This is a genomic window from Kitasatospora sp. NPDC028961 (assembly GCF_055564815.1).
Genome location: NZ_JBVHVO010000004.1, coordinates 102,563 through 115,203, shown reverse-complemented (window position 1 = coordinate 115,203; position 12,641 = coordinate 102,563). Strand labels below are relative to the sequence as shown.

At 76.5% G+C, this 12,641-nt stretch carries 13 protein-coding genes; 2 read left to right on the top strand and 11 right to left on the bottom strand.

Features of this window, described 5'->3' with window-relative positions; all coding sequences use genetic code 11:
• Positions 1-138: 138 nt before the first annotated feature.
• The 9 genes from ACZ4UX_RS10845 to ACZ4UX_RS10805 form a co-directional block, all read right to left on the bottom strand.
• Positions 139-786 carry a class F sortase gene (locus ACZ4UX_RS10845; RefSeq protein WP_465706371.1) on the bottom strand — a complete coding sequence of 216 codons (648 nt, stop codon included), beginning with the start codon at positions 784-786 and terminating at the stop codon, positions 139-141.
• Positions 787-1,099: 313 nt separating this feature from the next.
• Positions 1,100-1,669, bottom strand: a complete 570-nt coding sequence (locus ACZ4UX_RS10840) for a hypothetical protein (protein WP_465706370.1) — start codon at positions 1,667-1,669, stop codon at positions 1,100-1,102.
• A 321-nt stretch (positions 1,670-1,990) separates the two neighbouring features.
• On the bottom strand, positions 1,991-4,711 hold the full coding sequence (gene lanL, locus ACZ4UX_RS10835) for a class IV lanthionine synthetase LanL (RefSeq protein ID WP_465706369.1): 2,721 nt from the start codon (positions 4,709-4,711) through the stop codon (positions 1,991-1,993).
• 161 nt (positions 4,712-4,872) lie between these two features.
• Positions 4,873-5,040, bottom strand: a complete 168-nt coding sequence (locus ACZ4UX_RS10830; protein WP_329491507.1) for an SflA family class IV lanthipeptide — start codon at positions 5,038-5,040, stop codon at positions 4,873-4,875.
• A gap of 348 nt (positions 5,041-5,388) precedes the next feature.
• Positions 5,389-5,976, bottom strand: coding sequence for a lytic polysaccharide monooxygenase auxiliary activity family 9 protein (locus ACZ4UX_RS10825; RefSeq protein ID WP_329491508.1), 588 nt, complete (start codon positions 5,974-5,976; stop codon positions 5,389-5,391).
• 264 nt (positions 5,977-6,240) lie between these two features.
• Entirely contained in the window at positions 6,241-7,023 is a 783-nt protein-coding gene (locus ACZ4UX_RS10820) for a histone deacetylase (protein WP_465706368.1), read from the bottom strand.
• Positions 7,008-7,235 carry an amphi-Trp domain-containing protein gene (locus ACZ4UX_RS10815; RefSeq protein WP_329491510.1) on the bottom strand — a complete coding sequence of 76 codons (228 nt, stop codon included), beginning with the start codon at positions 7,233-7,235 and terminating at the stop codon, positions 7,008-7,010. The genes ACZ4UX_RS10820 and ACZ4UX_RS10815 overlap by 16 nt, the downstream gene beginning before the upstream one ends.
• A 410-nt stretch (positions 7,236-7,645) precedes the next feature.
• Entirely contained in the window at positions 7,646-7,969 is a 324-nt protein-coding gene (locus ACZ4UX_RS10810) for a plasmid stabilization protein (protein WP_359839545.1), read from the bottom strand.
• A gap of 104 nt (positions 7,970-8,073) precedes the next feature.
• Positions 8,074-8,979: an immunity 49 family protein gene (locus ACZ4UX_RS10805; RefSeq protein ID WP_465706367.1), complete on the bottom strand. Its 906-nt coding sequence runs from the start codon at positions 8,977-8,979 to the stop codon at positions 8,074-8,076.
• A gap of 250 nt (positions 8,980-9,229) precedes the next feature.
• Between ACZ4UX_RS10805 and ACZ4UX_RS10800 the strand changes: the two genes are divergently transcribed.
• Positions 9,230-9,388, top strand: coding sequence for a hypothetical protein (locus tag ACZ4UX_RS10800; protein WP_396487276.1), 159 nt, complete (start codon positions 9,230-9,232; stop codon positions 9,386-9,388).
• A gap of 122 nt (positions 9,389-9,510) precedes the next feature.
• Here the strand turns inward: ACZ4UX_RS10800 and ACZ4UX_RS10795 are convergent, their stop codons facing one another.
• Complete coding sequence (locus ACZ4UX_RS10795; protein ID WP_465706366.1) at positions 9,511-9,867, bottom strand: NUDIX hydrolase; 357 nt, start codon at positions 9,865-9,867, stop codon at positions 9,511-9,513.
• Positions 9,868-9,930: 63 nt separating this feature from the next.
• Positions 9,931-10,587: an NUDIX domain-containing protein gene (locus ACZ4UX_RS10790; RefSeq protein ID WP_465706365.1), complete on the bottom strand. Its 657-nt coding sequence runs from the start codon at positions 10,585-10,587 to the stop codon at positions 9,931-9,933.
• Between the two features lie 967 nt (positions 10,588-11,554).
• Here ACZ4UX_RS10790 and argB point away from each other — a divergent pair.
• Positions 11,555-12,520: an acetylglutamate kinase gene (gene argB, locus ACZ4UX_RS10785; protein ID WP_465706595.1), complete on the top strand. Its 966-nt coding sequence runs from the start codon at positions 11,555-11,557 to the stop codon at positions 12,518-12,520.
• Positions 12,521-12,641 lie beyond the last annotated feature (121 nt).

Here is a 12,641-nt window from a genome sequence, read left to right as displayed (position 1 = left end):
CGTCCCCCCCCCCCCCCCCCCCCCCCCCCCCCCCCCCCCCCCCCCCCCCCCCCCCCCCCCCCCCCCCCCCCCGGGGCCGGTCGGTTCGGTCGGTCAGGCCGGCGCGGTCGGTCCGCACCGTTCGTCGGGCCGGCCCGGTCAGCTCGCCGGGGCGCCCGGGGGGACCAGGTCGGCCAGGACGATGATGTTGTCCGTCCAGTGGCCGTCCGAACCGATCCGCCCCCCGCAGGTGATCAGCCGGAGCTCCGGCGCGCTGGTGTTGCCGTAGACCGTCTCGGTAGGGAACCGGTCCTTGCCCGCCTGGAGCAGGGAGCGGACCCTGAACTCCACCGTGCTGCCGTCGGCCCGCCGCACCTGGACGAGGTCGCCCGGGCGGAGCTTCGGCAGACCGGCGAAGACCGCCGGGCCGTGCACGGTGTCGTAGTGGCCGATCAGGACGGCCGGGCCGGTCTCCCCGGGGGTCGGTCCGTTGCGGTACCAGCCGACCTCGTCGGCCCGCTCGGCGGACGGGACTTCGACCGTGCCGTCCGGGTTCAGACCCAGCCCGGAGACCGGCGCGTCCACCCCGGCCGAGGGGACGACCAGCCGGGTCGGAGCCGACGCGGCGAAGGGCCGCGGCGCCGGGGTGGCCGCCCCGCTCGCCGCGGCCGGTCCGGTGGCCGGCCCGCCCGCCCGGTCGGCGGCCGGGACGGCGGGGTCCGCCCGGTTCACGGAGGGCTGGATGCGCACCACCGGGGTCTGCGTGCCCGACAGCGCGACGGAGGCGCCGAGGACGAGGCAGAGCACGCCGCCCGCGCCGAGCGCGGCCCGGCGGACGCCGACCGACCCGGAACAGCCGGTCCGCCGGGGCCGCCGACCGCCGGACCACCGGGTCGCGTCGCGCCGGGCCCGGCGGGTGGTCGGCCCGGTGTCCGGATCGCTGTTCGGCGCCCGCCCCGGGTCGGGGGCCGGGAGCGCCTGGTGATCGGTTCCGGGCCCGGCTCCGGCCCGGCCGGGACCGTCGCCCGGCCCGCGTACGTCGCCGTACGCGGGCCGGGCGACGGGGGACCCGTCGGGAGCGGCTGCCGCCGCGGAGCCGTCGGAGTGCCCGGAACCGTCGTCAGCCGCGCGCACCGGACCGGCGGCGCAGCAGCGCGAAGCCCAGCGCGCCCGCACCGACGGCGGCCGCGGCGCTGCCGCCGACCAGCTTGGTGCCGGCGTCGTCGAGGGCCCCGCTGCCGTCGCCGGCCTGGGCGGCGCCCTGGGGCACCGACTTGACCTGCGGCTGGTCGGCGCGGGAGTTGTCCTGCGGGACGGGGCCGCGGCTGGGCTGCGCCGCGCCGCCGGGGGTGACGGTCGGCGTGGCGGAGGCGGCCGGGGCGGGCTGGGCGCCCTTGGCGGACGGCGCGGCCGGGGCGGGCTGGGCGGCACCGTCGGCGGCCGCCGGCTGGGAGACGGCCGGGGCGGGACGCGCGGGCTGGCTGGGCTTGGCGGCGGGTGCCGAGGGCGCCGCGGCGGGCTGGTCGGGGTGGTCGACGGCCGGGGCGGTGGGGGACGGGGTCCGGACCCCGTCGGCCCAGGCCTGGCCGCCGGAGACGGTGGCGAACAGGGCCGCCCCCGCGATGGTGCAGCCCGCCAGGGCCCGACGGGCGGTCGAGTTGGTGGTGCGGGTGGAGCGGTGCTTCGACATACGGGCGTCTCTCCTTGTCGCGGTGCGCCCACCGTGCGGTCGGCGCGTCCCGACCGACAGTAGGAGGGCCTTGTCGCGGTCCCCGGGAGGTCGTGTCACGGCTGCCCATCGGCTGGGTAACAGCCTGCCGTGACTGTTGCACGGCGTGGTGCGCGCAAGGGTTGCGGACGGCGGGCGGAGCTCCGGCGGGGTGGGTACGGGTCCTACCGAGGGGGGTTCCGGGGTGCCCCGGCGGGCCGGTGGCGCCGCTGGCGCCCTGTGCCGTTCCCGGTCCGGCCCGGTAACGGCCCAGGCCCTGTCGCCCCTACGGCGTCCGGGAGTTCAGGGCTGGAGCAGCATGCCGAGCCGGGGGCCGCCCCGGCGGTGGAGCCGGCGCAGGAAGGAGAGCACACCGCTGGTGCCGACCGCCCAGGCGGCGGACTCGACGGTGGGATCGGTGGCCGGGAACACCGGTCGGCCCGCCCGGCCGCCGCTGCGGGCCAGGACCAGCCCGGCGATCTCCTCGGCGGCCTCCCAGTGCCGCTCGTCCCCGGTGGCCAGCGCCAGGTCGATCAGCAACTCCCCGGCGCCCGCGAGCCCGCAGCACTGGACGACGGGTGCCGTCCTCGGGGCCGACTCGCGACAGGCCCGGGCGGCGTCGGCGGCCCGGGTGAGGAACTCGTCCGCGCCGTAGTACCGGCCCGCCTGGACGAGCGTCGTGCCGATGCCGGCCAGACCCCGGCACCAGGACCCGTACCGGCGGGTGGCGCCGGGCCGGCCGGCGGCCACCACGAGCCGGGGGACGTCCTCGGCGAGCGCGTCCACCAGACGGCGCGCCGCAGCGGCTGCGTCGACGTCTTTGGTGCTGCGGGCGCTCTGGGCGAGGTCAGGGTGGCCGGCCGGAGCGGTGGCTGTGGCAGCGGTGGCGGACGCGGCGGACAGGCCGAGGAGGAAGTGGGCGACTCCGGCGCGGCCGTGCGCGAAGCCCTCTTCGAGTGCGGCGGTACCCGGGTTCGGCGTCTCCCGGGGCCCGTCGGCCCGGCCGTCGGTGAGCAGCCGGGCGCAGGCCCGGGCCGTCGCGAGGTGCTGCTCGGCCTCGGCTTCGCGACCCGCGGCGCGCGCTCGCCCGGCCAGCAGGAGCCGGCCGGTTCCGAGGCCGGCCGCGCCGGAGATCTGGTCCGTGGAGCGGACGTCACCCGGACCGGGATCGGTGCGGAGCGGCTCCTCGGTGCCCAGCACGTCGGCCGCCCGGGCGAGGAAGAGGTCGACCCCGGTGCGGCCCTCGTACAGGCCGGGGCCGAGCCGGTCGATGGCGGGGTGTGCCGCCGTCCACCGGGCCAGCGCGGCGGCGGCCGCCCGGGCGTCGGGGCGGTCGGCGTGCTGCAGCAGTTCGAGACCGAGCCCGGCACTGCCGTCGTAGAAGGAGAGCAGGGCGCGCGGCTCCCTGCTCCGCGCATCGGCGGTGACCAGCTCGCCGGCCAGCCGCACGCAGGTGGTGACGGTGTGGTCGACGACCTCGCCGAGCAGTTCGGCGGTCACCCGGGGCGGACGCGGCGGCGCGGGAACGCGCCGAGCGCGGTCGCTGCGCTCGCCCACGGTGCCCGCAAGGCCCGTGCCGGGCGGCGCGGCGCGGTGGCGCAGGGCGTCCGCGGCCGCCGCTCGCTCCGCCGGGTCGAAGCCGAGCAGGCCCGCGACCAGCGCGACCGTCGGGTGCTGCGGGTCGGGCAGCGCACCGGCCAGGCAGGCCAGCGTGCGGTCGCGGTTGGTGGCCGGGTCCGGGTCGATCACCACCGGGTCGAGACCGGTGGCCGCGTAGTGCAGCGTCGTCCCCAACGCGTAGTAGTCGTCGGTGGGGTGGGCGGTCGTGGTCGCCGGGCCGGGCAGTCCGTACCCCCGGGTCGTCCCGGCCGGCTGTTCGCCGTCGAGGGCGCTGATGCCGAAGTCGACCAGCGCGCACCCGCCCGCCGCGTCGAGCACCACGTTGGCCGGCTTCAGATCGCACACCACCACGCCGCGCGCGTGCACCGCGTCCAGTGCCCGGAGCAGTCCGCGCGCCAGCGACCACCAGTCGCGGCCCGGCCCGGGCGCGCCGCCGGGCCCGGCGGCGCGGGCCTCGTAGGGGCCGCCTTCGAGCACGTCGCGACGCAGGTCGCGCCGGCCGCAGGCGCTGCTCACCAGGTACTCGTCCTCGCCGTGCCGGACGTAGTCGACCAGGCGCGGTACTCCGCCCACGCCCGCCAGTGCGGTCAGGACCCGCCGCTCGTGCCGGAGCCTGCCCCGCGCGTCGATGCCGGCGGCGTCCTCGGCGACGAAGGCGCGGGCCTGCTTCACCACCACCTCGCGGCCGGTGACCACGTCGACCGCCCGGTACACATGGCCGCCCGGTGCGCGGGTGATGCCGGCGGTGATCCGGTAGCGGCCGTCGTCGCCGATCCGGTTGCTCGTCGGCCGCGGGGCGGTGCGCGGTGCGAACGGGTCGCTCACCCAGGGTGGTTGGCGATAGTGGGGGGCGGCCGGAGCGGGAAAGGTCTCGCCGGCCGGGCCGGTCATGACGAGCGTCGAGTCCTCGGCGGCGACCCGGAACAGGCCGTACCGGTAGTAGACCGGGGCGTCGGCCCGCAGCTGCCGGTCACTGGGCACCCGGGGGCCGGTCCAGCCGGTCAGCGCGTTCGCCAACTCGTCCGCGAGGGCGGCCTCTTCGCCCGGGCGCGGGTAGACCGTGACGGCCTTGCCCACGGCGGCCGGGTCGCGCAGTCCGGTGTTCAGCTCGCGCAGCACGGCGGTGCCGGCGGCGAACTTGGCATCGCAGGTGCGCCGCAGCAGGATCGGGACCACCACGTCCAGCAGGTGCGGGAACCGGTCGGGGCGGGCCGACACATGGAGCTTCCAGCCGTGCGGGAGCGCCGGCATGTCGGGGTCGTGCAGGTACAACCAGTCGTCGGCGCAGTGCAGTTGGCGGCGCGAGCCCGGAGTGGCCGCGACCAGGGCGGCGATCCGGGCCCGCAGCGCCCCGGCGGTGCCGGGGTCCGGCCGCGCGCCGGTGGGTGCTGCTGCTGACGGCACGAGTCCACCACGTCCCGGGGTCCGGTCGCACGGGTACCCCGCCGGGTGTCGGCGGGCAGGTGCGAGAAGGTACGGCGTGCGAGCCGGTGCGGTGGCCTGCGGGCGTGCGGCGCACGGCAGTTCGGGCGGCGCCCGCCCGCAGGCCGGGTGTCCGGCGAGGGTCAGGCGTCCACCGCGCAGTCGAAGCGGGTGGGGACATAGGTGACGAACGGGTCGGCGAGACAGGCCGCCGGGGCGAGGTCGGCGTCGAACTCGTCCTCGAACGCGATCACCTCGTCGTCGATGTCCAGTAGGCCGGCGTCGCGGATGTCCAGTACCAGTGCACTCATGGGTGGTTCCTCCCATTCACCTTGGCTGATTCCCGTGCGGGCCGCCCATGCTAGCCATTCGTTCGGGCCCGCCATAGAGGTGCGACGGCGCAGATGTTCGACCCTTTCGGACCGTCGGGCCGCGCTGCTTCGCACCCGTCCCAGTGGCACCACCGGCACCCCGGGTACCCGCCGGTTCGGCACGGCGGGGGCGAGGTCGGGGGCGGTTCGCGCACACGGTCCCGGCCCGTCGCCCCGCCCCGGGTCGCCCCGGTGCACTCCGCCGTGCGGCGGAGTGCACCGGGCCGGGTCTCGGACAGCTGTGCCGGGCAGGGGGCCGACGGGCGTCGGTGCGGCACTGGCGTCAGGTCAGAACTTGACGTCGGTGCAGGAGTAGAACGAGTTGTTGGTGTCGGCGATCTCCCAGACCGCCACGACGACCTGGTGGCCGGTGCGGCCGCTGGGAAGGGTCCCGGTGTGGGTGGTCGTGGCGGCGGGCTGGCGCCCGTTGTAGTTGACGGTCAGGAACGGGGTCAGGTCCAGGTTGGCCCGGGTGATCTTCTGCGTCGCGTCGTAACCGGGCTTGGTGAGGTAGTACTTGAACGTGGTGGTGGCGTGCCGGGCCTCGATGTTCCAGGTGAAGGTGAGCTGCTGGCCCGCCGTCACGTTGGTGGTCGGCCAGTTGCCGTTGCGCGGGGCGTCGAGCGGCGCCCAGCGCGGGTCGGCGCCGGCGCAGATGGTGCCGTCGGCCGGTCCGCGGCTGGGGAAGCCCTTCGGGCCCTCGACGCTCTGCGGCTCCCACTGGATGTCGCCGCAGTTGGTGACGACGCCCGCGCCGCACAGGGCCGCCCGGCTGGGCGGCAGGTTGATGAAGCCGTGCGACTGCGCCGGCAGGGCCAGCGTGAGCGGCAGCGCGACCGCGGCCGCGGCCACGACGGCGAGATGACGTTTGCGCATGGTGCTCCTCCGTGGGGGTGGATGGAGTGTGCGCCCGACGCAGGGCGCGCGCGTGGGGGTGCGGCGGCCGTCGATCTCTTGGCATGCCTGCGCCAGGTCGGTGTGGTCCCCACCGTAGGAGTTGTGGCCCCGGGCCGTCAATGGTCTGAACCATTCGCCGTCATGAACGCCCTTTCCCCAGAGCGGCGTTCGTCATTCCTGCGCGGCGACAGGGTGGCCGGCCGGTATGTTCGGGAGCGGTCCGGCGGGAGCGCAGTGCGGTCCTCAGCCGTCGTCGGCGGTCTCCGCCAGGACCCGGCGGAGGGCGGTGGGGGTCCACTGCGCGTCGGCCCCCGGGCGGGTGCCGAGGTAGTCGGCGATCCGTCCGAGGTCCCAGCCGTGGGCCTGGACCAGTCCGGCGGCGATGGTGCGCAGATAGGCGGCGCGGGGTGCCCGCAGGTCGGCGTCGGCCAGGCCGCCGGAGGCGGTGAGGGTCAGCACGGGGGTGTGGTCGAGGGAGCCGGGGCACACCAGCGTCCCGTAGCGGCCCGGCCAGAGCCGGTCCCGCCCGGTGCGCAGGGCGGTGGCCGGCGACAGCTCGGCCCCCGGCTGCCGGTGCCTCTCCTGGGCGGCGATGTCGCTGAACTGCCCGGTGGTCAGCAGATACGCGCGCGCGGGCACCACGCCGGGGCGGTCCGGGTCGTAGAAGGCCGTGCCACCGCCCCAGACCGTGGACTCCAGCGCGAAGTACAGCTGCCCGGGGAGCGTCACCGGCACGGCCCGCTCCGGCGGCCGCCCGTCGCGGCAGCCGGGGTACGTCCGGGCGCCACCCGCCGGCCGGCCGCCGCGAAGGTAGCAGGCCAGCCGCTCGGCGCACATGTTCGAGCCGTAGGCGGCGTACCAGACGTGGTCGGGTTCGGCGCCGGCCGCTGCGGCGCCCGCCGGGCGGAGCCGGCACCGTGCCACGATGTCGCGGATCCCGGCCGCGCGCCCGGCGGCGACCGGCCGGAAACCGGGCCGGGGCAGGCCCGGGGTGGCGCCGTCGGGTCGGCCTACTCGGTCCGCCACTTGAGCTCGACCTCGAGCTCGATCTGCCCGTCCTCGACCTCGACCTCGATCTCGATCTGGAGTTCGTCGGGGACGCGCACGGTCAGTGTGCCGGGGCCGAGGTCCAGCTCGGCGCTGGCGCCGTGCCGCAGCGCGTCCGCGAGCGCGGTGAGCCGGTCGGCCGCTTCGAGCCGGGTCAGCGAGGCCTTCTGCTCGAACTTGAGCTCACTCACGGAGGCCTCCAAACCCGGGGGACGGCGGATACGTCCAGTGTGACCCCGCCGCCTGGCCGCCGCCCGGGCAGTCCGGTCGCGGCCGGCCGCAACCGGTCGCTCTCCGCGGTCCCGTGCCTCCCGGGCGTGACCCCGGACCGCCCGCGACCGGCCCGCCCGGACCGGTCACCCGGGCCGCTCACACCCCGGCGGGTCCGGGTTGCGGCGGGGGCGCCGGATCCGGGTCGGGGAACGGTGGGACGGGCGGCGGCACGGGGACGGGTTCCTCGCCCGGGTGGCGCGGCCCGGGGGCCGGGTGCGGGAACGGCTCGGTGTCCGGGTTCGGGGGTGTCGGTCTGGTCATCACGGCCACCTCTCGCTTCGGGGGTGCGGCGGGGTGCGGCGGGACTCGTTCCGGGTAAGCGGGGGAGTCAGCGGCCGAGCGCGTGCTCCAGCTCCCGCTTGTTCATCTTCGAACGGCCCTTGATGTTGCGGTGCTTGGCCTCGTTGTACAGCTGGTCGTAGGTGCGGCCCCCGGCGCCCTCGTGGGACCGCAGTCCGCCCCGCCGGCCGGAGGAGATGTCGTGGGTGGAACTCCGGCTGGCGGTCCGCGCCTCGCCGTGTCTGGCCCGCTCCTTGTTGACCGTCCGGGCGGCGATCTCCTCCGCCAGGTCCTCGCTCTCACCGCGCTCCAGCACGCTCTCCTTGATGTGCTCGTACTGGCGCTCCCGCTTGGGGCTCGATCCTCGGGGCATCGCAGTTCTCCTCTCCTCTCGGCGCGCGCCTACCCGGTCGCCGCTCGGCGAATCGGCGGAAGGCGCGGGAGTTCCCGCCGGCCTGTACCGCGCGTCGGGCGGGGCTACTCCTGCGGGTCGGCCAGCAGGCCCTCGGGCAGGTAGCCGGAGCGGGTCTCCAGCTGCCAGCCGTGCGCCCGGACGGCGAGGGCGGCCAGGGCGACGGTCTCGACCGGCAGCAGGGTCCTCGGCTCCGGGTCCGGTCCCACGCCGTCCCGGTGGAGGCGGAGACGCTCGGTCAGGGCGTGCTCGAAGGCGGCCCGGTCGTCGTCCAGGAGCACGCGGAGCAGCCGCTGGTCCGGGGTGAGGGCACCGGCCGCGTCCAGCCGCCGGGCGGCCTCGGCGCGGGCCCGCGCGTCGGGCTTGGTGATCGGCTCCGGGGCGACCCGCGTCGCGGGCCAGGTGCCGACCATGTCGGCGAGGTACCCGCACAGCGCGTCCATCGCGGCGAGGTCGCCGGGGTCCGACACCGACTCCAGCGGCGAGTACGGCACCCCGTCGCGGATCGCGGGCGCGTAGTCGTCCTTGAGCAGGGGGCCGACCACCCGCTCCGGCCGGTGGAGCAGGTCCGTGGTCACGCAGAGCGCGAAGGTGTCGAGCCAGGTGCGCGCCGTGGACACGTCGTCCACCGCGTCGCCGAAGGCGAAGTCCCCGCTGTCGAGGGTCTCGTCGTTGAGCGGGAAGTAGACCTCGAAGTCGCCGTTCGGGAAGCTGCCGAGCGCCAGTGCCCCGAGCGCGCACTCGGCGGCCGCCCGCAGGACGTTCCGGTCGGACGGACCGGTCAGCGCGGGGTCCGTCAGGGTGCGGGCGCCGACGTGGTCGAGGAGTTCGCCCTGCAGCCGGATGAGGCCCCGGATGGACAGCGAGTCGTAGCGGAGTGAGTGCCAGCGGTTGAACGACTGTCCGCGGATGTCGTCGAGGGCCCGGGCGATGCGGTCCTCGTCGACCTTGTGGCACGTCACTTCCTGCACGGCTACTGCCTTTCCTGTGATCGTTCCGGCTGGCCGCCCGACGCTACCAGGGCGGTTGCCGCCCGGCCGACCCGCCCCGGACGGCCCGGACCTACCGGGGCGGGGAGCGTCACCGCCCCCGCCGCGGGGCCGGTTCACCGCCGGATCCGCCCGCGCCGCACCCCGCCGCGGGACGGTCGCGCGGGGCCGATCCGGCCGTCGGTGGGCGGGCGGGCACCGGGCGGGCCCCGGGACTGGCAGACTGGTGATCGTGACCGCCGACTTGCGCCCCTTGTGGCAGCCCTTCTCCGAGCCTTCCGCGACCGTTCCCGTCCAGACGGACCGCCAGCACCTGCAGCCCGTGGAGCGCGCGCCGTTCCTGGAACCCGCCGGGGTGGCCGACCACGAGGAGCAGTTCCCCGAGGCCTGAGGCCGCCCGCACGACTCCCGGCGGCCGAACCCCGCCCCCACCCTCACCGCGACCGCGATTCCTGCCGTCGCTCCATCCGTCGTCGCTCCGCCCCGTGGCGCTTCGCCCCGGTGCGGGTCGACTCATGCGTCGGGCCCCCGTCGAGTGCCGCCGCCCTGCGGATCCTGCCGGGCGGCCGCCGCCGGTGCGCGGCCACCCGCCGTCGCACCGGCGCCCTGCGCGGGCGTCGCGGGGACGCCCGCCCTGAGATGGACGATGCCGCCGTCCTCCAGCGCGCGCAGCGCGGCGGTCAGCCGCGCGGCCAGGTGCCGGGGCAGCCGCCGCACGGCCTCCCCCGGATCGAGCCAGGAGGCGCCGCGGACCTCCCCGTCGGCGAACCGCAGCGCGCCCGCCTGCGCGGCCGTGAGCGGCGCCGCGTCGTACAGGAAGCAGGTGACGGCCCGGCCGTGCCCGGTGGCCGTCGCGGGCGCGGTGTCCACCACCAGGAGCCGCCCGACCGGGAGGTCCAGCGCCAGCTCCTCCCGCAGCTCGCGGGCGGCGGCCTACTCGGGGGACTCGTAGGCCTCGACCATGCCGCCCGGCAGCTCGGCCTCGGGCTTGTAGGACGGATCGAGCACCAGCACCCGGCCGGCGGTGTCGCGCACCAGTACGGTGGCCGCCGCCATCGGCGCCGGCAGCTGGGCGAAGTGGTCGCGCGGCGGCATCGGCGGGCGGTGCCCGTCGCGCAGCACCGCCGTGTGCGCGCCGCGCTCGGCGGCCGCCGCGGCGGCGAACCGCCGGGCCACCGTCGGCGCGAGCAGCGTCAGCGCCTCCCGCTCCGGTACGAACTTCGCGGCGCGGATCTCGCCGGCCTGCAGCACCAGCGCGGCCGCGTCCACCGCCGCCCTCGGGCGGGCGGCGTAGACCAGGGAGATGATCGCCCGGCCCCACCGTTCGGCCGGGGCGGTGTCGACGGCGAGCAGGCGGCCGATCTCGGCGTCGAGGCCGAGCTCCTCCTGGAGCTCGCGCACCAGGGCGGGTTCGGGCTCCTCGTCCTCCAGCATGCCGCCGGGCAGGTCCCAGCCCGGCTTGTAGTCGGGGTCCACGATGAGCACCCGGCCGAGGTGGTCGCGGATCAGGGCGTCGGCGCAGGCGGCCGGTGCGGGGTGCGCGACGAGGTAGCGGGCCAGCTCGGGGTCGGGCAGGGGGGTTGGGTTCACGGCTCTCCTGACGGGACCCTGCCGGCGAGCGGTCCGGACGCGGCGGTGCGCCGACAGGGCGGACGGGGGGTGGACGCGGGCCGCGCCGGTGGGGGGCGGCTCCGGGACCGGTCGGACCGGCGGTCGCCACCGGAGCGGTGGGCCGGGGACCGGCGGGGCAGCGGGCCGTCAGGCCTGCCCGGGGAGCGCGGCGACGCGCCCGGCGCCGTCCCGGGCGCGGACCCCGGGGCGGCGAAGTCGGCCCACCGGCAGCCCGGTTCGGGCCGTGCTCGGGCGGGACGCACCGGAGCGCGACGGCGGCGGGGCGGCAGGGGGACTGGCGGTGGTGCGGACGCGCACGGTGCTCTCCCGGTCACATCGGAGTTCGTCGGTCCACCGATGATGGCCGCGCGGCCCGCCGGTCCGGCGGCGTTTCCGGACCGCGCCACTCGAAGGTGTGGTCCCGGCCCGGCCGCCGCCCGGCCGGACCTCCCGACGGGCGCGGCAGGCCGAGCGCGCCGGGCCCGCACCGCCTCCTCGACAGGGGTGTGGGCCGGCCCGCACCCGAGCGGGGCGGAGAGGAGCTGGTCGGCCTGCCAGCCGGAGGACCAGCAGCTGATGATCGGGCAGATCCAGTCCGGCCAGACCGCGTGCTCCTCCAGCTCCAGGTTCTGCAGGGTCGTCACGTCCGTTGTCATGTCGAGTCACCTCCCTTCCGGGTCGAGGGGCGGCTCCCCGGCGGGGAGCCGGAGTCGGGTCCCGCCGTGCCGCTCCGGGCGCCCCGGTTTCGCACGGGCGGGCGACGTTCGTACGGGATGGTGACGGGAGGGGTGAAGAAATGTAAGGTTACCCTTGCCTAAGTGGTTCTGGAGCGACCGAACCGCACTCCCTCCGGCACTCGCGAAGCCGGGTGGCGGGGTGGAGGGGAGCGAATGCCGCACATCCCGGTGCGGGCATCCTGAGCGCAGGGGGATCGGTGGAGAACGGCCTGGCCGGGCGCGCACGTCGCGCCGGGGTTGCTGGAACTTCGCGCACGGGTGGCCCCCTCGCGGCGCTGCCGTGGCTGGAGCGGTTCCGCGGCAAGATCGTCGTGATCAAGTTCGGCGGGAACGCGATGGTGGACGAGGGCCTCAAGGCGGCCTTCGCCCAGGACGTCGTGCTGCTCCGCTACGCGGGTGTCCGGCCGGTGGTGGTGCACGGCGGCGGTCCGCAGATCAGTGCCCAGCTGGGGCGCCTCGGGATCAAGTCGCACTTCACCAACGGCCTGCGGGTCACCACGCCGGAGGCGATGGACGTCGTCCGGATGGTGCTGGCCGGTCAGGTGCAGCGCGAGCTGGTCGGTCTGGTGAACCGCCACGGCCCCTTCGCGGTCGGCATGACCGGCGAGGACGCCCACACCATGACGGCCGTCCGGCGGCACGCCGTCGTGGACGGCGAGCGGGTGGACATCGGGCAGGTGGGTGACATCGCGTCCGTCGACCCCTCGATGGTGCGCACGCTGCTGGCGGACGGCAGGGTCCCGGTCATCTCCCCGGTCGCGCGCGGCGTGGGCGGCGACGTCTACAACGTCAACGCGGACACCGCCGCCGCCGCGGTGGCCGCCGCGCTGGGCGCGGAGCTGCTGGTGATGCTCACCGACGTGGCGGGGCTCTATCGCGACTGGCCGCGCTCGCAGGAGGTGGTCCCCTCGCTGACCGCCACCCAACTTGCCGAACTCCTAACGAACTTGGCGAGTGGCATGGTCCCGAAGATGGAGGGCTGCCTGCGGGCCGTCCGGGCCGGCGTGGGCAGTGCGCGGGTGCTGGACGGGCGGGTCCGCCACGGGGTGCTGGCGGCCTTCGGCGGGCCGCCGGTGGGTACCGAGGTGGTGCCCGACGCGCCGCTGGTGCGCCGGGACGAGGCGGCCGGCGCGGAAGGGCGGCAGGTCGCGATGGTCGGTTCGGGCACGATCTGAATTTGACTCACCCGATCAAGTGATAGAACTTAGGTAAGCCTTACCTATTGCGAGTGAGCGAGTGACGGACGGCCGCCGCGGCGGTCGACCGGACACCGGCGGGGCCGAGAAGCAAGAAGCA

Coding starts and splice junctions, on each gene's coding strand:
- ACZ4UX_RS10840 (WP_465706370.1), bottom strand. CDS start 1,669: ATGTCGAAGCACCGCTCCACCCGCACCACCAACTCGACCGCCCGTCGG.
- ACZ4UX_RS10830 (WP_329491507.1), bottom strand. CDS start 5,040: ATGAGTGCACTGGTACTGGACATCCGCGACGCCGGCCTACTGGACATC.
- ACZ4UX_RS10825 (WP_329491508.1), bottom strand. CDS start 5,976: ATGCGCAAACGTCATCTCGCCGTCGTGGCCGCGGCCGCGGTCGCGCTG.
- ACZ4UX_RS10810 (WP_359839545.1), bottom strand. CDS start 7,969: ATGCCCCGAGGATCGAGCCCCAAGCGGGAGCGCCAGTACGAGCACATC.